Genomic DNA, 21,037 nt, shown 5'->3' with positions numbered 1-21,037 from the left:
TGATATGTCTATATTCAGCCGCTTCTGGCTAGTGATAGCGCTATTGGTCAACGGTATCCATCTTCTACATGCCGAGCCCAAGACTCAATGCTGTGCTATGTTACCTTCATCGCTTGCCGCTAAAGACGGTTCTAGCTTGGCCAACTCTGGTTCAGCTAGCTTTGATGCAACCAATTTGTCTAGCTTGCTAATTGCACAGTCACTTGTCTGCGGGGCTGTGCATTTTTCTGCGCATCAAATAACTAAAACGCAGCGTGGTGTCCGCTGCATCCCAATAGTAGGAGTGCTGTCATGAACTATTTCCTTATATTAATTACCGGAGCGCTATTGTTAAGCAGTAATGCGCAGGCCGCGGATGTGGTGATGAGCCTAGCGCAGCAAAGAAGTCTGGGCGTGGTAGTGGCGCCAATTGGTAAAAATACTTTATTGAGTAGCCGTCGCTTCCCTGCGGAAATTGTAATCCCGGTCGGACAGGAGCGGATTGTCAGTGCGCCGCAGTCTGGTTTGATAGATCAGTTGCAGGTGGCGGCTGGGCAGACTGTTAAACAAGGGCAAGTGATTGCGCATTTAATCAGCCCAGATCTGCTAAGTTTGCAACGCGACTATCTGCAGGCGTTAACGCAGGAGAAGTTGGCTGCCAAGGCTTTAACGCGAGATACCGAGTTGTTGCAGCACGGCGTGATTGCTCAGCGCCGATATTTTGAGGCGGAAAGTGCACATGATGAAGCCAGTGCCAATTTAGCGCAGCGTAAGCAGGCGTTAAAGCTGGCTGGCGTGAGTGATGGTGCTATCGCCAAGTTAACTCCATCAGCCGGTATGGCTAGCGGACTCAGTTTGGTAGCGCCAATTTCCGGCCAGGTGTTAGAGCAAATGGTGACAACCGGTCAGCGTGTCGATATGGCAACTCCCTTATACCGAATTGCAAAATTGTCTCCGCTGTGGCTGGAAATTCACGCGCCGCTTGAAGGTTTGCCATTTGTAAAAGAGGGCATGCAAGTACAGATACCTAAGCTACATGCAAGTGGGCGCCTAATCGCCGTGATTCGCAGTGTGAATAAGGCCGACCAGACCCTGCATTTGCGTGCTGAAGTAACCAATGGTGCAGAAAAATTATCGCCAGGGCAGTTTGTAGAGGCTGAAATTAAGCTGGATGGTCAGGCGCAGTATTTTAGTGTGCCTAAATCTGCGCTCGCAAGGCAGGGTAACAATGCTTTGATATTTGTACAGACGAAAACGGGTTTTAAGCCGACGAAAGTGACGGTTATTTCTGAGCAAGGGGATGAGACTGTTATCGATGCCCCGTTTGCCGGTGGAGAGAACATTGCCGTGACTGGGATTTCTGCCATTAAGGGCACTTGGTTGGGTTTGGGAGGTGAGTGATGCTGGCTAAGCTGATTCAGTTTGCGCTGACGCAACGGTTGTTAATGGTAATTGTGACTCTGGGCTTGGCGTTTGCTGGTGTGGTTGCTTATCAGGCATTACCGATAGACGCCTTTCCTGACGTGTCTTCTACGCAGGTGAAGATTGTGGTTAAAGCGCCCGGCATGACGCCAGAGGAGGTGGAAGCCAGAATTACTGCGCCGATAGAAGTTGAAATGTTAGGAATACCACATCAAGTTGGCGTGCGCTCTGTGGCTAAGTATGCACTCACTGACATTACCATTGATTTTGAGGATGGTACGGATATTTATTGGGCGCGGCAGCAACTGTCCGAGCGCTTAAATTCGGTTTGGCCTAATCTGCCCGATAATGTTTCAGGCGGCATGGCGCCGATGACAACGCCATTGGGCGAGATGTTTATGTTTACCGTAGAGAGTGATGAGCTTAGCTTGCAAGAGCGCCGTAGTCTGCTGGATTGGGTGATTCGTCCACAATTGCGCACTGTGGCTGGAGTGGCCGATGTGAACGTGTTAGGTGGTCTAGTGCGTAGCTTTGAAGTTGTACCAGACAATGCGCGTATGTATGCACGAGGCGTGGCGATAGATCTATTGCAGCAGGTATTGCAAACCAATAATCGCAATGGTGGTGCTGGGCGGTTGAACGATGGAGAGGGCTCTTTGTTAGTGCGCTCAGAGGGCGGCTTTAAAACCATAGCAGATGTTGAGAACACCGTGGTGCGCACCGATCATGGCATGTCGGTTAGAGTGGCTGATGTTGCCACCGTACGTATCGGTTCAATTACGCGCTATGGTGCCGTGACTAGCAATGGCCAGAATGAAACTGTGCAAGGCCTGGTGTTGGGCTTACGCGGTGCCAATGCACAAAAGGTAGTCGAGGGCGTAAAAGCTAGGCTGGCGGAAATAGCGCCGCAGCTGCCTAAAGGCGTCAAGATTAACGTGTTTTATGATCGCGGTGGCTTGGTGGAGCGCGCGGTGAATACCGTGACCAAGGCGCTGCTGGAAGCGGTTGTGCTGGTGCTGATTTTGCTGGTGTTGTTTTTGGGTAATTTTAGGGCAGCGCTGACCATTGCTTTTATTCTGCCGCTGTCAGCTTTGTTTACTTTTTTATTAATGCGCAGTTTTGGCATGTCTGCCAATTTAATGAGCTTGGGTGGGCTTGCTATTGCCATTGGTATGCTGGTAGATGCGGCGGTGGTTGTGGTGGAAAATGTAGTTTCGCATTTAGCTGATAAAAAGCAGGCGGGCACTTTGCCGCGTATGCATATTATTTACCGTGCGGTACGTGAGGTCAGCGTGCCGGTCACCGCCGGGGTGCTGATTATTATTACGGTATTTTTACCGTTACTCACATTGCAGGGGCTAGAAGGTAAGCTGTTCAGCCCAGTGGCCTTGACCATCATGTTTGCGTTGGCCGGATCGCTTGTGTTGTCATTAACCGTAATTCCTATGCTGTCTTCATTTTTGCTAAAAGAAGTCAGTCATGATAATCCTTGGCTGGTGCGTAAAGCGCTAGCACTGTATGAACCTGTATTGTTATGGTGCTTGGCGCATGCCCGGGTGATTGTCGGTGCAGCCTTGATAATGCTTACGCTTACTGCTGTGGTGTACACCCAGATAGGTAAAACCTTTATGCCGGTAATGGATGAAGGCGACATTATTATCGGGGTGGAGAAATTACCGTCAATTAACCTCAACCAAACCATTACTACGGATATGAATGTGCAGCGCGCCATATTAAGCCAAGTGCCGGAAGTGAAGGGCGTATATTCACGTGTAGGCTCAGATGACTTGGGACTGGACCCGATGGGCTTGAACCAGACGGATAATTTTCTGATATTAAAGCCGATGCGTGAGTGGCGTGTGGCAACAAAAGATGCGTTGATTGATGAGCTACGCAAAGTGATGGATCAGCTTCCCGGTTTGGCTTATAGCTTTACACAGCCTATTGATATGCGCGTCAATGAAATGATATTGGGCGTGCGTGGCGATTTGGCGATAAAAATCTTTGGCCCAGACTTAGCTACGCTGAATGCAAAAGCACAACAGATTGTTAAGATTTTGGCGGCCATTCCCGGTAGCCAGGATGTTTATACGCCGCAAAATAGTGGTGTGCAATATTTACAAATCAAAATTGATCGCATGGCGGCTGGGCGTCTAGGCTTGAGTGTCAATGAGATCGAGACGATATTGCTCGCGCAGTTGGAAGGCAAGCAGTTGGGCGTGGTGCAGGAGGGACAGAAACGTACTCCAGTGCTGATTCGAGGCAGTCAGGATTTACGAGCGTCTCCCGCAGACTTCGGTAATTTGATGCTGACACTTGATAATGGTACGAATATACCGCTTTCCGCTGTGGCAAGAATTGAGCGTGAAGAGGGTCCCGTGAAAGTGGATAGGGAGCGCGGCGCACGGTTTGTGGTAGTGACTGCCAATGTACGAGGTCGTGACTTGGTGGGCTTTGTGGAGGAAGCCAAGCAGCGCGTGCAGGCTGAAGTGAAGTTTGGAGAAGGTTATACGGCAAAGTTTGGCGGGCAATTTGAAAATCAGCAAAGAGCCTCTGCGCGCTTGGCTATTGTGGTACCGGTTGCTATCGGGCTGATATTTTTACTGCTGTTTGCAACGTTTGGTTCAGTTAAGCAGGCTATGCTGATCTTGTCTAATATCCCGTTTGCTATGATCGGTGGCGTGTTCTCACTTTGGCTTTCCGGGGAGTATTTATCCGTGCCTGCCTCTGTAGGGTTTATTGCCTTGCTGGGCATTGCTGTGCTGAATGGGGTGGTGATGGTCAGCTATTTTAATCAACTGCAGGCACAGGGTATGGCAATGGCCACTATCGTGGTGGAGGGTGCTAAACGTAGGTTAAGGCCAGTGTTGATGACGGCAAGCATCGCTGCTTTTGGCTTGATTCCCTTATTGTTTGCCACTGGACCAGGGTCTGAGATTCAGCGGCCTCTGGCGATTGTCGTGATTGGCGGGTTGGTAAGTTCAACCGCATTGACATTGGTATTGCTACCAATCCTTTACCGCAGGTTTTTTAATGGGGTTACAAAATGAATCAGCAGTTAAATGGGCAGGGCTTATTGATTCTCATGGCACCGGTGAGCTTGGAAGAGGCATTGGTAGATTTGTTATTACAAAAAGACGAGATATCAGGTTTTACTAGCAGTAGTGTCAATGGTCACGGCAGGCAGCATGCTGAGCTCAGTTTGGTTGAGCAGGTAGCAGGGCGCCAAAGGCGCGTGCAGTTTATGATGCACGCTAGTTTTGCTGGACTGCAGGATTTAGTGACAGAGCTAAAAGGTAAGTTTAGCGATACCGGAATCCATTACATCTTGCTGCCAATTGCAGAGGCGCAATCTATATAAAGGTTATTGCTAGGCCTAGGCTAGAGGGCTGGGGGGTACTCTGGCCATCGGTCACGCTGACTTGTGGTGTTGGTGTGTTTTCGGCTGCATGCACGCTGGCTGGAGTTGGCTAACTAGGTTGGAGCCAAATCAATTGAGCTCGCAGAAAAGAAAAAACCCTTACAAGTTTTCACTTATAAGGGTTTTGAAATGTTGGCGGAGTGGACGGGACTCGAACCCGCGACCCCCGGCGTGACAGGCCGGTATTCTAACCAACTGAACTACCACTCCTTGAACTTTATGTAGAGATAAAATCAATACATATTCAGTTAAAGCTCAAATGTCGTCAGTGCAAATTTTTGGTGGGTGCTAACGGGGTCGAACCGCTGACATTCGCCTTGTAAGGGCGACGCTCTACCAACTGAGCTAAGCACCCTGCAGCACTAACGAAGGCCGCATATTACAGATAATGCGGCATGTTATCAACACCTTTTTCACTTAATTTAAATAAAAATGATATTTTTTTTATCGGGACGATTTTTTGTCCCTAGATTCTAATTTTTTTGGGTTTTGTAGAGACTAAATGGAGTCGCTGTCAAGTCTAATTTGGTTGCGACCCGCGGCTTTAGCGGCATACATGGCATCATCTGCGCGTTTTAAAACTTCTTCTTCATTTGAGTTGTGGTTTACGAAGACGACTACACCTATGCTGGCAGAACATAAATGTTCAATGGTAGATTTTGCATCATGTGTATTTAATGACAGTAGATAAGGTGCTAATAGTGCATTGCGTATTTTTTCCGCAATGCGGTTGGCCTGCTGTACGGATTTCTCTTTGTCTGTGGTTAGCGTGCCGAGCAGAACTACAAACTCATCACCACCAAAGCGCGCAACGGTGTCAGTTTGACGCACACAGCTTTTGATGCGCTCCGCTACTTCAAGCAACAGTGCATCGCCAAAGGCATGGCCGTAGGTGTCATTGATCGGCTTGAAGTTATCTAAATCTAGGAACATGAGCGCACAGTAGCGGCCACTGCGCTTGCTTAAAGACATGGTTTGGTTCAGGCGGTCTTTGAGTAAGCGCCGATTGGGTAGGGTGGTGAGTGCATCGTAAAACGCCAGTTGGCGCACCTCATCTTCCAGCTGTTTGCGGTCGGTGATGTCTAGGTTATGTCCTTGCAGATAGAGCAGTGCCCCATTCTCGTCTTTAATCGGGGTAACGCGGCAATAGAAGTCACGATACACGCCATCATGCCGCTTCAATCTAAAGTAATGGTCGTGGCCAGATTTCTTTTCAAAATCCACTTGCCAGATTTTCTGTGCTTCGGCTAAATCCTCCGGGTGCACGACTGAACCCCATTTTTCTATGGTTAGGCTATCTTCTGGATTTTGGCCGGTAAAGTCAAACCATTGCCTATTGGTATAGGTAAATACCTTGCCATCAAACGCCCACATATGAATATTGGTGTTGTTTAGCAGCACCGATAACTTTTGCTCGCTTTCTGCCAGCGCTTTGCTTCTGTTGGCAAGCTCGGAGGTACGTTGTCTGATTCTTTCCTCCAGTGTTTCTTGGTTTTGCAAGATTTCGTCGGTAGCGCGCCGGAGTTTGCCTACCACCACTTTGATATGCTTGATGAATGGATGGAAAATCAGCATCGCTTCTAGCGCCAGCAGGAGCAGGGTGACTATCCATAAGGCAGTTTCTGCTTCTTCCAGACGCTTGATGGATGCTTCACCTTCTAATTGGTACTGGTGTACGGCTTTATCTAGTGATGAAACCAAAGTGGTTGGCGCGGTCAGGGTGATGTAACGCAAGGCTGGGTTGTCGATGGCTAGCTTGTCATTATCCGTGGCTATTAATGCACGCACCGTGTTGATGTAAGTTCTGACTTGTTGATTGAGTGGTTGCTCACCCTCGTAATACATTTTTTTAATGGCAGGCGACATGGTGCTGGGTAGCCCCAGCTCTGGGTTGCCATGCAGCAAGCCGTGATGCGAGACCGCCATCAACTCGACCGACTCTGTTAGTTTTTGGCGAATCGCTGCGCGTTCGTGATTGGGTGCGGTGACTAATAAATTTGCAAATAGCGCAGTGCGCTGGCTTAACATCCGTTGCCGACCGCTTACGTTGACAACCGCCGCTGTGCCGTTTTGTTCTGAGATAACAAGCTCAAGGCTATACCAGGCTGCGGTTGATAGTGTTGCTACGAGAGAGAGTGCCAGCACGTAACGCCAAGTGAGCGATTGGGCGATGCCTAGGTCATCTTTGATATGTAGTGGTGTGAACAAGTCTTTTCTCAGTTCTTGTCACTGTGAATGACAATTGACTATCAGCCCAATTTTCAGGTCAATGAGGAGGCGTTTACGCGTCCGTCATTTGCGTTGAAAGCGTTAGGTTCAGTACTTGATCCCACTCTAGCAAAATTGTCTGTACAGGTAAAGTGACCCTATTGAGTATATGGGTAAGTAGGTGCTTATAGCGTTGAGGTGTGCAGAATGCCTTTATGGATTGGATCCTATATTTTTCGTAAAGGACAACTGCTTAGTGCATGTACGATGCGTTTTAAGCTTGATTTAAGCTTAAGCACCTAAAGTGATGTTCACCATTTATTAAAGGAGTTTACATCATGAAAAGATCATCATATACATCAGCATCCATTACAGCAGCCTCTCTGGTTGCACTGAGTTTATTATCACCGTTGGCTTTTGCGGATGACGATATCCATGAAATTGAAGCTGTGTCTAAAGAGTTAGGCTTAATCACCTTGGAACAAGCCAAAACAAAGGCGCTGGCGGCAAAACCTGGTGCAGTGGCTGATGTGGAGCTGGAAAACCGAAAGTTTGGTAAAGGCTGGGATTACGAGTTTGAGATCGTTGATGCCGACGGGCGTGAGTGGGAGGTTTTAGTGGACGCGAAAACCGGAGCGGTGCGCGACGTGAGCCGCGACTGGTTTTAAGCGATCTGCTGGTTTTAAGTGCTACGTGGGTTAAACCTGATTTCAACGCGTAAGCCGCCTAGTGCGGCTGAGCGGCTAAAACTTAGGTTGGCCCCGTAGCTATTGGCAATATCGTAAACGATAGCCAGTCCTAGGCCACTGCCGGCAACGGTTTCATCTGCTTTAAAGCCACGCTGCGTGAGCGAGTTTAATTCATGTACTGGGCAGCCGGGGCCGTCGTCTTCCACCACAAAAATGGCGGATTCGCTGCCTGTGACCGTGAGTGATACATTGCGGGCACACCATTTACAGGCGTTATCCAGCAAGTTGCCCAGTATTTCCAATAAATCTTCACCATCACCATGAAAACGCGTGCCTTCGGCAACTTCCCAGGTGATATTCACTGTTTTAGCTTTATAAATCATGCGCATCGTATGTGCTAACTGGGCAAGCTCGGTTTTTAAGTTTACCTGCTGTATCGGCTTGGTATTACCCATTAAACGTGCCCGCTTGAGTTCGCGTTCAATAATTTGGTCTAGTGATGCCGTTGCTGCGTAAATGGATGCACGAATTTCAGGCAGGCTGTCAATTTCTGCGCGTTCTGCAGTCTGGTTCAGCAATGTCAGCTTGGTCTTCAGGGCGTGCGCGAGGTTGCCTAAAGACTCTCTGGAGCGTTTAGATTTTTGCTGTACGGTATGCAGTAGATGGTTAAGCTCGGCAATGAGCGGTGCAATCTCTTCTGGCCCCTTCGATGCAAGCTGATCGGCCTCACCACGTTCCAGCTTGGCAATGTCGCTTTGCATTTGTTTTAACGGCAGTAGCGCGCGCTGTATCATCAGCCGTTGTATGGCGAGCAACAGTAAAAGGCCAAACAGTGAGATTGCGGCATAAATCAGCTGAAAGTGCGCGATACTTGCTTGTAACGGGCCTAGGTTTTCTGCGATGGCAATGGTGATGGGTAGCCCTTGTTTTTGGTAACCATGCGCCACAATCAGCAAGGACTGTTGTTCTGGCCCTTGGCGATAAAGTAACTGCTGCGCGCCCGCCGCTAAAGGGTTGATATCTATATCGGTATCCCACAATGAACGGGAAATCAGGCGCTGCTGGCCTGCAATCACCACGTAATAGTTGCCGGAAAATGGGCGCTGGTAAATGGCGCTTAAGCGTTGCGCGTCAATTTCCAGTTGCTTGGATGTGTTGAGTTGGGTGCTTGCAAGCAGGCTTTCCCCCTCATGCTGTAAGCGTTTAATGAGTTGGTCTTCGCTGAGCTTGTTAATCGCATAACTGACCACTAGCCATTGCAACGACAGTAGCAGTATCAGGCTAAGCGTAATGCTCCACGATAGCCGGTCTTTGAGTGAGCGCATTAGGGAGCAACTCCAAACACATAGCCTTGGCCGCGCCTAGTTTGTATATGTTGGCTGCCAATTTTTTGGCGCAGGCGGTTGATATACACTTCAATCACGTTGCTGTCTTTATCTTCATCATACTCATAGACATGCTCTGTTAATACTGATTTGGACAAGATGTGCCCAGGGTGCAGCATAAAGTAGCGCAACAACCTGAATTCAACATTGGTAAGCTGCTGCTGGTTGCCATCGTCAAATATAATGCTTTGCGTGTGTTCGTTCAGCTTGAATTGGGTTGACTGCAGTTCGCTGGCACGGTTGAGCATGCTGCGCTTGAGTACCGCCCCGACTCGCGCCAGCAGCTCTTCAATTTGGAACGGTTTGCTAACATAGTCATCGGCGCCGCTGTTAAATCCAGCAACTTTATCCTGCCATCCGCCTCTTGCGGTCAGGATAATGACCGGGGTGTTGATTTGTGCGCTGCGCCAGTGCGCCAGTATCTCCAGCCCGTTGCGTTTGGGGAGGCCTAAGTCCAGTATGGCTAAATCATAAGGCTCTAATTTTCCTTGTATTTCTGCCTCTATACCGTCGGTGGCTAAATCCGTGGCATATCCCGCACGTTGCAGGCTGGTTTGCAACTGCTTGCCGAGTATGGGATCGTCTTCAACCAAGAGCAGGCGCATGGCTTAATCCTCGCGTTCCATTTTGAGCAGTTTGCCAGTTTTTGCATCCAGTTTGATCTCCCAAACTTGGCTACGTGCATCCAGCAGTTCTACCTCATAAACATAGATACCTTTTTTTCGCTCCAACTCAGCTTCTAAAACCTCACCTGGCTTGATAGATTTGGCTAGTTTCGTGATTTTTTCTAAAGGCAGGATTTGCCCTGTACTCAATAACTGGCGCGCGGTTTGCTGATTAATATCAGCCTTTGCTGAATTGTTGGTAAAAACAATCATGCCTGCTAACAGTGTGCAGACTGCAATAAGTAATACAAGAATGCTGAGTTTTTTTATCATCATCTGCTGTGTTGGCGTGGGGCGAGTGGTCGCCTTCGTCCAAAACTCCAAGAGTTTAAGTCAAGTGTTAAGTAACGATATTGTGCAAGCGTAAGCTTAACTCAAGCTGAATGATGGTGCTTGATATGTAGACGCCTGACTTGCTCAGGCGTTCCGGCACATCTTTTAGCGTGTGCTATACGGCTAAGATGGTTAGTTGATTTTGTAGCTGGCAATTGCGCGTGATACGGCGATGTATGAGCCCGACCAGCCTATGCCAATTGCAGCCAAAATGACAGCCAGAAATAGCTGAAAATTAAAAAGTGATAAGCTGAAATCGTTGCTGTATAGATGTGCAATTTGCGACATGGAGACATTGAATGCGTGAATGATGCCCATCAGCATTAGCACGGCAAGTAAGCCGCCAAATAGGCCGTACAGCGCGCCCGCATACAGAAACGGCATGCGTATAAAGCTACTGGTGGCGCCAATCAGGTTGCTCACTTCAATTTCATCTTTTTGCGTTAAGATTTGCATACGTACGGTATTGCCGATAATCACCAGCAGCACTATTGCTAATAGGCCAGCAATCATCGTGATGAGCTTTTTACCCAGGCTTAATAACGATGATAGGCGTTTTACCCACTCGGTATTCAGTAATGCTAGCTCGACATTAGGCAGGTTTTGCAGGGAGTCTTTGAGTTGAATCAAGCGCTCTGGATCGGCAGACTTGGCTTGAATAAAAAAGGCATCCGGTAGAGGATTTTTACCCAGTTGCGAAACCGCATCGTTCACGTCCTGATTGCTTTGCGATTTAAGCTGCAGTTGCTGCCACGCTTCTTCTTTAGTCACCAAATGAAAGCGATCAATCTCCTGGTTTTGCGCCAACTGACGCTCCAGCTTTTTAATTGCATCAGCACCGGTATCTACCTTGAGAAATAGGCTGATTTCGGTATCTTTTTGTATATGGTCTGTGAGTTTTGATAAGTTATCTACCGCCAAGTAAAACAGGCTAGGCAGACACATGGCCACCCCAATCACCAAACAAATCATAAAGGTTGACAGCATGTTGGCCTGCATACGGCTGAGCACTAGCTTAAGGGTTTGGATATGTTGGTTTAGCCAGTTACTCATGATGTAAAGCGCTCGATAGCAGATGACTCTTGGTTGAAATTAGTTGTGCCTAGTGACGGCTCGCTCAGTGTGCCTTGGTTAATGTGCAGCACGCGGTTTTGCGTCGCACTCATGCCCAGTGCGTCATGCGTAGACATAATCACCGTGACCCCCACTTGGTTAAAGGCATAGAAAATTGCCATAATGTCTGCGGCGTAGCTTGCATCTAAATTGCCGGTTGGCTCATCTGCCAGCAGGATAGAAGGGCGGCTGACCACGGCGCGGGCGATGGCCAAACGCTGCTGTTCGCCGCCGGATAATGTAATCGGCATGGCTTTTTCTTTATGCAGCAAGCCTACTTTATCTAGCGCGGCACGTACGCGCTTGGCGGCTTCTTGTCCGGTGATACCATTGATATGCAAAGGTAAAATGACGTTCTCAAAACAATTTCTATCGTAGAGCAGTTTGTGATCCTGAAAGATCAAACCAAAACGACGGCGCAGGAATGGGATGGCAGACGGCTTTAATTGGCTGACATTCTGATTGGCAATCAATACAGTGCCACTGGTTGGGCGCTCGGTTGCCGCGATCAGTTTTAGCAGTGTGCTTTTACCCGCGCCGGATTGGCCGGTAAGAAATACAAACTCACCAGCATTAATATTAAAGCTAATGTTTTTGAGTATCTCATCGCTGCCGGGGTAGCGCTTGGTGACTTTATCAAATTGAATCATGCTGGTGTTTTAGTCTTATCTATTATTTGGGTCTTAATCCGTGTATTTCGGTTTTAATCTATGTGTGCGGATTAAAAATAGTTTATGCGTCAAGCATGGCATCAATAAACTCATTGGCGTTAAACGGCCTGAGGTCGTCAATGGCCTCGCCGATACCAATGTAGCGAATGGGGATAGGGCGCGCCTGTGCGATGGCAGCAATCACACCGCCTTTTGCCGTGCCATCCAGCTTGCTCAGTACCAAGCCAGTTACGCCTAACGCGTCATCAAAAATCTTTACTTGCGACACCGCGTTTTGCCCGGTGTTAGCATCCAGCACCAGTAACACCTCGTGCGGCGCACCAGGTAAAGCTTTATCCATCACTCGTTTTACTTTAGCAATTTCATCCATCAGGTGCATTTGTGTTGGTAAGCGCCCAGCAGTGTCCGCCAGCACGATATCGATATTTTTAGCGCGTGCCGAGTTGATCGCGTCAAACATCACTGCAGCAGGGTCGCCACTGGTTTGCGCAACCACGTGCACGTTGTTGCGCTCGCCCCACACTTGCAGCTGCTCGCGTGCCGCTGCTCTAAAAGTATCACCGGCGGCAATTAGTACGCTTTTGCCTTCTGATTGAAATTGCTTGGCTAATTTGCCTATGGTGGTGGTTTTCCCAGCGCCGTTTACACCAGCCAGCATAATGATAAATGGCTGATGCTTGCTGGTGGCTAGTGGCTGCTCTAGCGGTGACAGTAAGTCAGAGAGCGCGTCTTTTAATGCGGCTTTGAGCTGCACAGTATCATCCAGACTTTGACGCTTTACCCGGCCTTTAATGTCATCCAGCAAATGCTGCGTTGCATTGATGCCCACATCCGACGTAAGCAATATGGTTTCTAATTCTTCGTAGACTTCGGCATCAATTTTTCCGCCGCCAAAAATACTGGCAAGTTGGTTGCCCAGTTGGTTTCTGGTTTTTGCTAACCCCTGTTTTAAGCGCGCCGTCCAACTTAGGCTTGGGTTGGGACTTGAGCTTGGATTGGAGTTTGCGCTCGCGACCGCAGGACTGGCTTCTGGGCTGGCAGGTGTTTTGTCTTTTTTGAAAAAATCGAACATAAGTTTTTAACTGAGTTTAGTAGCACTATTTTAGCTTAATTTCGCCTGTGGCAAACCAGTTCATTTGATGTATGTTAATGAATCTATGTATTTTTAATTGTAGGTTGCCAAATGTTAATATTGCCGCAACTTAATTGCTGCGTCTTGGCGTGGCGATAGTAATTTATATAGATGCTTGTTCGCCTGAACCAAGCCATCTGAACTAAATTAAGTCATCTGAACTAACTCAATGGTATCCTTGTCCCAAAAGCTGATTCTATGCATCAGCTAAACTGGCCAGTTTGCCCGTTTACTAGTTTGCCCGTTCCAAATTGATAAAAATAACTGGAGATTAAGTCCTGTGCGTACAAAAAGCCTTTTACTACTTTTGTTAGTAATGCCGATTACCGTGTTTGCAAATCCGCTCATCAAAGAGTTTAAGCTGGATAACGGCCTTAAATTAGTGGTGCAGGAAGACCATCGTGCACCGGTCGTGGTGTCTCAAGTGTGGTACCGCGCAGGCAGCCTGGATGAAGTGAACGGTAAAACCGGTGTAGCACATGTGCTGGAACATATGATGTTTAAAGGCACAAAAAGTGTGCCGGCCGGCCAGTTTTCACGCTTAGTCGCCGCTGCCGGCGGTAAAGAAAATGCATTTACCAGTACCGACTACACTTGCTACTTTCAGCAGTTAGAAAAATCGCACTTGCCCTTATCCTTCAAGCTGGAGGCTGACCGTATGGAGAATCTGCAGCTGACTGAGGAGGAGTTTGCCAAAGAGATTAAGGTGGTGATGGAGGAGCGTCGCTGGCGTACCGATGATAAGCCACAATCACAAGTGAATGAGGCATTTCAGGGGGTAGCGTATCGCGCACACCCGTATTCGCGCCCGGTAATTGGGTTTATGAATGACCTGGAAAATATGACTGTAGCGGATGCGCGCGAGTGGTACCACAACTGGTATGCGCCCAATAACGCTACGCTAGTAGTAGTGGGCGATGTGAAAGCCGATGAGGTTTATCAGTTGGCGAAACAGTACTTTGGCAAAATTAAACCCAAAGCATTGCCTGAGCGTAAGCCTCAAGTGGAGCCTGCGCAAATAGGCGAGCGCCGTGTAGTGGTGAAGGCGCCAGCAAAATTACCGTATTTGTTGATGGGCTACCATGTGCCCCCGGTGATTAACCCTGAGGCCGATTGGGAGCCTTATGCACTGGAGGTGTTAGCCGGTGTGCTAAGTGGTAACCCCGCTGCACGTTTAAATCAAAGCTTGGTGCGCGATACGCAATTGGCGATAGATGTAGATGCTGGCTACGATTTATTAGCGCGTGGTCGCCAAAGCTTATTTTCATTAGATGGCACGCCGAGCGAAGGTAAAACCGTGCGCGACTTAGAGCAGGCATTAATCCAACAGGTTGAAAAAATTAAGCAAACAGGCGTGTCGCAGCAAGAGTTAGATCGTGTGAAAGCTGGTGTGATTGCTGCGGATGTGTACCAACGTGATTCCATGTTTTATCAGGCGATGCAGTTGGGGACCATAGAAACCATCGGTTTTTCCTGGAAAATATTGGAAGACTACCCTAACAAGTTGCGCGCAGTGACTGCTGAGCAAGTGCAGGCGGTAGCAAAAAAATATTTGTTGCAAGATAACCTCACGATTGCGACATTGGATCCGCAGCCGATTTCCCCTGATGCTAAGCCTCAGGGTAAGCCGCACGTGCATTAGTTAAACATTACACTTTATTAACTATTACGCTTTGATTTTTAAGGTAAAAATAATGAGTTTGCAATTTATAAAAAGAATAGTGACAACAGGTTTTCTGATGGCTAGCACTGGGATGATGTTTACTGCAACCAGCGCACAGGCCGCAGTTAACATTCAGCAATGGCAAACATCGGCTGGTTCCGCTGTGTATTTTGTAGAGAACCATGATTTGCCGATTTTAGACTTGAGTGTGAATTTTGCTGCGGGCAGTGCACGTGATACGGCAGAAAAGTCTGGTGTGGCGAGTATTACGCGTTACTTAATGACACTAGGTGCCGCCGGCATGACGGATGAAGTCATTGCGAAAAAATTTGCAGATGTAGGTGCGGTGTTGGGCGGCAGTTTTGATGCAGACCGTGCGGCGTTATCGCTACGTACTTTAAGCAGTGAGCGTGAGCAAGCACAGGCGCTCAATGTGTTTACACAGATTATGCAAAAGCCTGATTTTCCTGATGCAGTGCTGGCGCGTGAGAAAGCACGCATTATTTCAGGCTTGCAAGAATCTGCCACCCAGCCGGAAAGCATTTCGAGTAAAGCATTTATGTCCGCACTGTATGGTACTCATCCCTACAGTCTGGATGATAGCGGTGAAATTGACACAGTGGCCGCGATTAAGCGTGATGATTTAAACGCATTTTACCAGCAGTATTATGGTGCTAAGGGCGCGGTGATTGCTATTATCGGAGATGTAACACGCGAGCAAGCACAGAAAATTGCGGAAAGCATTAGCGTGGGTTTGCCTGCATCGTCAGCACCAGCGCCGATTGCACCCGTCATGGCGCCTAGTCAGCCGAAAGAGCAGCGCATTGCGCACCCTGCATCGCAGTCGCACATTTTATTAGGGTATACCGGCATTAAACGCAATGATCCTGACTTGTTCCCACTCTACGTGGGTAACTATATTTTAGGTGGCGGTGGCTTTGTGTCTAGGCTCACCGAAGAGGTACGCGAGAAGCGTGGTCTAGTGTACAGCGTGTATAGCTACTTTATGCCAATGACGGAAGCGGGCCCATTTCAAATCGGCTTGCAAACCAAGAAGGATCAAGCAGAGGCGGCGCTAGCGTTGGTGCGCGAAACCTTAGACAAATTTCTTAAAAATGGTGTCACTGAAGCGGAGTTAAAAGCGGCTAAAGCCAATATTATTGGCGGCTTCCCAATGCGCATTGATAGCAATAAGAAGATTTTGGATTACCTGAGTGTGATTGGTTTTTATAAGTTACCGCTCAACTATTTGGATGGCTACAATAAAAGAGTGGAGAACGTAACGGCTGCGCAAATTAAAGATGCGTTTAATCGACGACTCAATACGCAGAATTTTGTTACCGTCATTGTGGGCGACCCTAACGCGCAGTAACTCTCGCAAAATAACTTATGGCGTCATTTTGTTGTGTTTAAATGCGCTGCTTGCTGAGTAGCGATGATGCCTTTATTTGCCTAAGGTATGATGTAAATTAGTAGTAAAATGCGGTTTATTGTAATCAATCGCACCGCATTTATATGGCCGAAAAAAAACTAAATACTGTACGCATCAATGCGGGTGAGTGGCGCAGCCGCTTACTCAAGTTTCCCGATGCGCAAGGCTTGCGCCCCACGCCAGAACGTGTCCGGCAAACTGTATTCAATTGGTTGGGGCAAGACCTTACCGGTAAGAAGTGCCTGGATTTGTTTGCTGGTACTGGGGTGATGGGGTTTGAAGCGTTATCACGCAATGCGCAATCTGTGGTGTTGGTAGAGAAAGCCACGGCCGTGTATAGAGCGCTGTTAGACAATAAGTCCACGCTCAAGGCGGATGCTGCACAGGTGTTGAATCTGGATGCGTTGGCTTTTTTAGATAAAAATCAGGAATCGTTTGATGTGATTTTTGTAGATCCGCCCTATCACCAGGGCTGGTTAGACAAAATACTCGTGCAGTTGCCCAAGCGGTTAAGTGAGCAGGGCGTAGTCTATGTGGAGGCTGAGTATGCATTGGTTGATGACCACACATGGCAAGTATTTAAACAGAGTAAAGCAGGTAATGTTTTTTATCATCTGCTAAAATTGCGCGATGATACCAGCCATGACACAAACTAAAAAACGCATTGCTGTTTACCCCGGCACTTTCGACCCGATTACTTTAGGGCATGAAGACCTTGTCCGTCGTGCCGCTTATTTGTTTGATGAGGTTGTGGTTGCTGTTGCAGGCAGCACCAGTAAAAGCACCTTGTTTAACCTAGAAGAACGCGTGGCATTAGCGCAAGATTTGTTTACCTCTTACGACAATGTCAAAGTCGTGGGTTTTAGCGGTTTGCTGATGCAGTTTGTGCAAGACCAATCCGCACAAGTGGTAATACGTGGTCTGCGTGCTGCTTCAGACTTTGAATACGAGTTTCAACTGGCAGGTATGAACCGTAAACTTTACCCTAAGTTAGAAACACTGTTTTTAACGCCTTCAGAACAGTATATGTTCGTCTCTTCAAGCCTGGTGCGTGAAGTGGCTAAGTTAGGCGGTGCGGTAGATCAGTTCGTGTCTAAATCAGTTGAAGATGCGATTGTGAAGAAATTAAAAGTGAGTCTTTAGTTTATGGCGTTAATGATTACAGATGAATGCATTAATTGCGACGTATGCGAGCCAGCATGCCCCAATACTGCGATTTATCAAGGTGAAGAGATCTACGAGATCAACCCGGATTTATGTACCGAATGTGTAGGGCACTATGACAAGCCGCAATGTCAGCAGGTGTGCCCGATAGACTGTATCCCGCGTGATCCGGATAAAGTCGAATCTAAAGAACAACTGATGGAAAAGTATCATAAGATAACTGCTTCTAATTAAGCGTCATCTCATTAAGAATCAACGAGTTAATAATTATCGAGCTAATAATAAGGATAAGCAAATGCGCATGCTACATACTATGCTTCGTGTTGGTAACATGGAGCGCTCCATTAAGTTTTATACCGAAGTGCTAGGCATGAAGCTCTTACGTCAGCACGATTACCCGGATGGTCAGTTTACTCTGGCTTTTGTGGGCTACGGTGCCGAGAGCGACCATACCGTATTAGAGCTGACCTACAACTACGGTGTAGAAAGCTACGATATGGGCAAGGCTTACGGCCATATTGCGATTGAAGTAGATGATGCTTACAAAGCCTGCGAAGCGGTACGTAATGCAGGGGGCAAAGTGGTGCGTGAGGCTGGCCCGATGATGCACGGCACTACCGTGATTGCTTTCATCGAAGACCCAGATGGCTATAAAGTCGAGTTTATTCAGGCTGGTACTTACTGATTCTATCGCTTAATCAAGCGAGAATTTGTTACCTTTGTTTACTGAGCTTGTACCGTCTGCGCCAGAGCGCTACGTTCATATTCGATTTTGCAGTAGATTAACTAGACGGTGATTGAGATGACATCTGCCAATGCAATCAGTCAATCTTGGGTGTTATATCTGCTAGAGTGTAAGAATGGTGCCTATTACGCAGGTATTACCAATGATTTGGCCTCAAGATTCTCTGCTCATGTGGCAGGTAAAGGTGCGCGTTACACTCGTGCCAACCCGCCAGTTAAAATACTAGCAACTAAGCCTTACCCGAATCGCTCGACTGCCAGTGTGGCCGAGGCACAGTTAAAAAGTTTACCTAGGCATAAAAAACTCAATTTCTTTGAAGCTGACATATGAGGTTAACTAATGGCGGATAAAGTTGCTCTATTAAAAGCCGTACAGGCTGCGCAGGCAGGGGATTGGGATGCGGCGCATCAAATCGCGCAGGATTGTAGTAGCCCTACTGCCAATTGGCTGCACGCCGTGCTACATAAGATAGAGGGCGACGAGTGGAATAGCAAGTATTGGTATGCGCGCGGTTCTGGGCACAACTATCAGGACTTTGCTGATATTGAGGCTGAGTTGGGGGCGATTTACCAAAGTTTGGTCTGAACAATAAGTCTTAAGTTTAGTCTGAACAAAAAGTCTAATCTGAATAAATGGTTCAACCTAAATAAAAAGTTTAATCTAAATAATCAGAACGATATGTAAACATATCTTGTCTGCACTTATGTCTTGCTCGTACTTAGGATGGTATCTGTAGTGTGTATGATATTAAGTGCGATGCTAGATTGTTACGGTATTTAAATTGCTGCGATATTTAGATTGTTCTTCATCATCAAGCAGTTGTTGTGCCAGTGTGTTAGGTAGGTAAGTAAGCATAAGTAAGACGACTACCTAACCAGTGCTTAAAACATCATCAAGAAAATAACTCAAATAAACGCTAACCAAATGGTTAGCACGATAAAGGTGTAAAGGCCTATGGATCATAACGTCACACTCATTAGTACTATCGCCGCCGGATTTGGCCTTGCATTAATTTTTGGTTTTATTGCCGAGCGCTTTAAGCTATCCGCCTTGGTAGGTTATTTGGTTGCCGGCATGTTGATTGGCCCCGCCACCCCTGGTTTTGTGGCTGATGCCCATATTGCATCTCAATTATCAGAAATTGGCGTCATGCTGCTGATGTTTGGTGTCGGGCTACACTTCTCCATTGATGACTTAATGTCGGTGAAACGTATCGCTATTCCGGGTGCCATTGTGCAAATGAGTATTGCCACCGTACTTGGGATGTACGTGGCTAATACTTGGGGGTGGACGTTTGGTGAAGGCTTGGTATTTGGCTTGGCGCTGTCTTGTGCTAGTACCGTTGTGCTTTTAAGGGCGCTGGAGTCGAGAAACCTGATGCAAAGCATCAACGCTAAAATTACGATAGGCTGGTTGGTGGTGGAAGATTTGCTGACGGTGTTGGTATTGGTGCTGTTGCCGCCTTTAGCAAGTTTATTGGGTGGCACCGCGGTAGATGGCGGAGCTACCTCAATCTGGCAAACTCTCGGCATGACGCTATTGCAAGTGGCTGCATTTATCGTGATTATGTTGGTGGTTGGTAAGCGTCTGTTGCCATGGCTACTATGGCACGTGGCTAAAACAGGCTCTCGCGAGCTTTTTACCCTATCGGTGATATCGGCTGCTATTGGTATTGCCTACGGTGCCGCTGCGCTGTTTAGCGTTTCATTTGCATTAGGCGCCTTCTTTGCCGGCATGGTGATGCGTGAGTCTGAGTTTAGCCATCGTGCCGCGCAGGAGTCATTGCCGCTAAGAGACGCATTCGCTGTGCTGTTCTTTGTTTCAGTGGGGATGCTGTTTCAGCCATCTATTCTGCTAAGTAAGCCATTGAGCGTGCTTGCGGTAGTTGCGGTGATTATCGTCGGTAAGTCAATTGCAGCAATGGCGATTACACTGGCCTTCCGTTATCCGCTCAATACTGCGCTGGTAGTTGCCGCCAGTCTTGCACAAATCGGCGAGTTCTCATTTATCTTGGCGGGCTTAGGTGTATCGCTAGGCATTCTGCCGGCCGAGGGTATGAGCCTGATTTTGGCCGGTGCGTTAATTTCTATTGCGATTAACCCTTTATTGTTTTCCGCCATTATGCCATTCAGAAAATGGCTGGTAGGACTCTCAAGTTATGCGCGCGAGCTTGAAACTAGGGCAGACCCTTATGCTGAATTGCCGATGAGTACCGAGCGTAAGTATTTGGAAGGGCAGGTGGTGCTAGTGGGTTACGGAAGAGTTGGCAGCCGTATTGCCAACGAGTTAAAGGAACACAATATTCCTTTTGTTGTTGCCGAGCAGAATCGGGCCATTGTGGAAAGTTTGCGTAAGAAGGGTATCCCTGCTGTTTCTGGTAACGCATCTGAACCTGGTGTGTTAATCCAGGCACACATTGCTAATGCCTCTATGTTGGTAGTGGCAACGCCTGAGCCGATTGATGTTCGCAAGATGGTGGATACCGCTAAAGCGCTACGGCCGGAAATTGAAATTGTGTTACGGACGCATAATGAAGATGAATCTGAGTTATTGCGTAAAGATAACTTAGGCACAGTGTTTTACGGGGAAGAAGAGCTGGCGGTTGGTATGTCCAAATTTGTGGTGAACCAATTTGCGCCTAAATAATTTTAGCTAAGTCTTTCATTTAAGCTAGGGCGAGAAGTTACAAGCAATTTACATAAAGCTAACATTCATTAGTTGCGCTTTTTCAGAGAGTAACGTGCTCTTCGCAGACGTCTGAAATTATTTGACATGCCCATTTCTCAGATCTGTCGAATATCGTGAATTTTATTTGAGGATAAGAGAAAAAGTTTAAAAATTGCTGATGGATATAAAGTAATTTATAAAATGTATTAGGGGAATCAAACCAAAAAAGTCATAATTTTATTAACATTTATATACCAATTAAGGATATAGTTAAGTCATTAACTAATTGATATATAAAGTTATAACCATATTTAAAGTAAGGTTTTCAGTGGTGGCCGATTAAGATAA

Annotated in this window: 21 protein-coding genes and 2 tRNA genes; 14 read left to right on the top strand and 9 right to left on the bottom strand. The window is 47.4% G+C overall.

Features of this window, described 5'->3' with window-relative positions; genetic code table 11:
- The first annotated feature begins 4 nt into the window (after nt 1–4).
- From MMOL_RS08940 to MMOL_RS08925, 4 genes are read left to right on the top strand one after another with little or no spacing between them, the layout of a single operon-like run.
- On the top strand, nt 5–295 hold the full coding sequence (locus MMOL_RS08940) for a hypothetical protein (RefSeq protein ID WP_015832703.1): 291 nt from the start codon (nt 5–7) through the stop codon (nt 293–295).
- Nucleotides 292–1,380, top strand: a complete 1,089-nt coding sequence (locus MMOL_RS08935) for an efflux RND transporter periplasmic adaptor subunit (RefSeq protein WP_015832702.1) — start codon at nt 292–294, stop codon at nt 1,378–1,380. Before MMOL_RS08940 ends, MMOL_RS08935 begins: the two co-directional genes overlap by 4 nt.
- A complete protein-coding gene (locus MMOL_RS08930) occupies nt 1,380–4,451 on the top strand; it encodes an efflux RND transporter permease subunit (protein ID WP_015832701.1) in 3,072 nt (1,023 codons plus the stop codon). Before MMOL_RS08935 ends, MMOL_RS08930 begins: the two co-directional genes overlap by 1 nt.
- Entirely contained in the window at nt 4,448–4,762 is a 315-nt protein-coding gene (locus tag MMOL_RS08925; RefSeq protein ID WP_015832700.1) for a DUF3240 family protein, read from the top strand. The genes MMOL_RS08930 and MMOL_RS08925 overlap by 4 nt, the downstream gene beginning before the upstream one ends.
- A 193-nt stretch (nt 4,763–4,955) precedes the next feature.
- Here the strand turns inward: MMOL_RS08925 and MMOL_RS08920 are convergent.
- The 3 genes from MMOL_RS08920 to MMOL_RS08910 form a co-directional block, all read right to left on the bottom strand.
- Nucleotides 4,956–5,032 (bottom strand) — tRNA-Asp (locus MMOL_RS08920).
- A gap of 69 nt (nt 5,033–5,101) precedes the next feature.
- Nucleotides 5,102–5,177, bottom strand: a tRNA-Val gene (locus MMOL_RS08915).
- Nucleotides 5,178–5,320: 143 nt separating this feature from the next.
- Nucleotides 5,321–7,030 carry a diguanylate cyclase domain-containing protein gene (locus MMOL_RS08910; RefSeq protein WP_015832699.1) on the bottom strand — a complete coding sequence of 570 codons (1,710 nt, stop codon included), beginning with the start codon at nt 7,028–7,030 and terminating at the stop codon, nt 5,321–5,323.
- A gap of 338 nt (nt 7,031–7,368) precedes the next feature.
- Between MMOL_RS08910 and MMOL_RS08905 the strand changes: the two genes are divergently transcribed.
- Nucleotides 7,369–7,698 (top strand): PepSY domain-containing protein, encoded by a 330-nt coding sequence (locus tag MMOL_RS08905; RefSeq protein WP_015832697.1) that lies wholly within the window; start codon nt 7,369–7,371, stop codon nt 7,696–7,698.
- Between the two features lie 14 nt (nt 7,699–7,712).
- On the opposite strand, the gene MMOL_RS08900 is transcribed toward MMOL_RS08905, so the two are convergent.
- The 6 genes from MMOL_RS08900 to ftsY form a co-directional block, all read right to left on the bottom strand.
- Nucleotides 7,713–9,044, bottom strand: a complete 1,332-nt coding sequence (locus MMOL_RS08900; RefSeq protein WP_015832696.1) for a sensor histidine kinase — start codon at nt 9,042–9,044, stop codon at nt 7,713–7,715.
- Nucleotides 9,044–9,709 (bottom strand): response regulator transcription factor, encoded by a 666-nt coding sequence (locus MMOL_RS08895; RefSeq protein WP_015832695.1) that lies wholly within the window; start codon nt 9,707–9,709, stop codon nt 9,044–9,046. The genes MMOL_RS08900 and MMOL_RS08895 overlap by 1 nt, the downstream gene beginning before the upstream one ends.
- A 3-nt stretch (nt 9,710–9,712) precedes the next feature.
- Nucleotides 9,713–10,045: a PepSY domain-containing protein gene (locus MMOL_RS08890; protein ID WP_015832694.1), complete on the bottom strand. Its 333-nt coding sequence runs from the start codon at nt 10,043–10,045 to the stop codon at nt 9,713–9,715.
- 189 nt (nt 10,046–10,234) lie between these two features.
- The gene (gene ftsX / locus MMOL_RS08885) at nt 10,235–11,155 is read right to left on the bottom strand and encodes a permease-like cell division protein FtsX (protein ID WP_015832693.1); all 921 of its coding nucleotides are present in this window, start codon (nt 11,153–11,155) and stop codon (nt 10,235–10,237) included.
- A complete protein-coding gene (gene ftsE, locus MMOL_RS08880) occupies nt 11,152–11,865 on the bottom strand; it encodes a cell division ATP-binding protein FtsE (protein ID WP_015832692.1) in 714 nt (237 codons plus the stop codon). The genes ftsX and ftsE overlap by 4 nt, the downstream gene beginning before the upstream one ends.
- 82 nt (nt 11,866–11,947) lie before the next feature.
- The gene (ftsY, locus tag MMOL_RS08875) at nt 11,948–12,958 is read right to left on the bottom strand and encodes a signal recognition particle-docking protein FtsY (RefSeq protein WP_015832691.1); all 1,011 of its coding nucleotides are present in this window, start codon (nt 12,956–12,958) and stop codon (nt 11,948–11,950) included.
- Between the two features lie 376 nt (nt 12,959–13,334).
- Between ftsY and MMOL_RS08870 the strand changes: the two genes are divergently transcribed.
- The 9 genes from MMOL_RS08870 to MMOL_RS08830 all read left to right on the top strand — a co-directional run bounded on the left by MMOL_RS08870 (nt 13,335) and on the right by MMOL_RS08830 (nt 20,668).
- A complete protein-coding gene (locus tag MMOL_RS08870) occupies nt 13,335–14,660 on the top strand; it encodes a M16 family metallopeptidase (protein WP_015832690.1) in 1,326 nt (441 codons plus the stop codon).
- Between the two features lie 52 nt (nt 14,661–14,712).
- Nucleotides 14,713–16,053, top strand: coding sequence for a M16 family metallopeptidase (locus MMOL_RS08865; protein ID WP_015832689.1), 1,341 nt, complete (start codon nt 14,713–14,715; stop codon nt 16,051–16,053).
- A gap of 143 nt (nt 16,054–16,196) precedes the next feature.
- Complete coding sequence (rsmD, locus tag MMOL_RS08860) at nt 16,197–16,769, top strand: 16S rRNA (guanine(966)-N(2))-methyltransferase RsmD (RefSeq protein ID WP_015832688.1); 573 nt, start codon at nt 16,197–16,199, stop codon at nt 16,767–16,769.
- Nucleotides 16,756–17,256 carry a pantetheine-phosphate adenylyltransferase gene (gene coaD / locus MMOL_RS08855; protein WP_015832687.1) on the top strand — a complete coding sequence of 167 codons (501 nt, stop codon included), beginning with the start codon at nt 16,756–16,758 and terminating at the stop codon, nt 17,254–17,256. Before rsmD ends, coaD begins: the two co-directional genes overlap by 14 nt.
- 3 nt (nt 17,257–17,259) lie before the next feature.
- Nucleotides 17,260–17,511, top strand: a complete 252-nt coding sequence (locus MMOL_RS08850) for a YfhL family 4Fe-4S dicluster ferredoxin (protein WP_015832686.1) — start codon at nt 17,260–17,262, stop codon at nt 17,509–17,511.
- Nucleotides 17,512–17,572: 61 nt separating this feature from the next.
- A complete protein-coding gene (gloA, locus tag MMOL_RS08845; RefSeq protein ID WP_015832685.1) occupies nt 17,573–17,962 on the top strand; it encodes a lactoylglutathione lyase in 390 nt (129 codons plus the stop codon).
- A gap of 117 nt (nt 17,963–18,079) precedes the next feature.
- Entirely contained in the window at nt 18,080–18,352 is a 273-nt protein-coding gene (locus MMOL_RS08840) for a GIY-YIG nuclease family protein (RefSeq protein WP_015832684.1), read from the top strand.
- A gap of 9 nt (nt 18,353–18,361) precedes the next feature.
- Nucleotides 18,362–18,607 (top strand): hypothetical protein, encoded by a 246-nt coding sequence (locus MMOL_RS08835; protein ID WP_015832683.1) that lies wholly within the window; start codon nt 18,362–18,364, stop codon nt 18,605–18,607.
- 369 nt (nt 18,608–18,976) lie between these two features.
- Nucleotides 18,977–20,668 (top strand): cation:proton antiporter domain-containing protein, encoded by a 1,692-nt coding sequence (locus tag MMOL_RS08830; protein WP_015832682.1) that lies wholly within the window; start codon nt 18,977–18,979, stop codon nt 20,666–20,668.
- Nucleotides 20,669–21,037: the final 369 nt, after the last annotated feature.

It is taken from the genome of Methylotenera mobilis JLW8, assembly GCF_000023705.1.
Lineage (GTDB): Bacteria > Pseudomonadota > Gammaproteobacteria > Burkholderiales > Methylophilaceae > Methylotenera > Methylotenera mobilis.
Note: the sequence above shows the minus strand (reverse complement) of the source record. Positions and strands in the feature narration are given on the sequence as shown.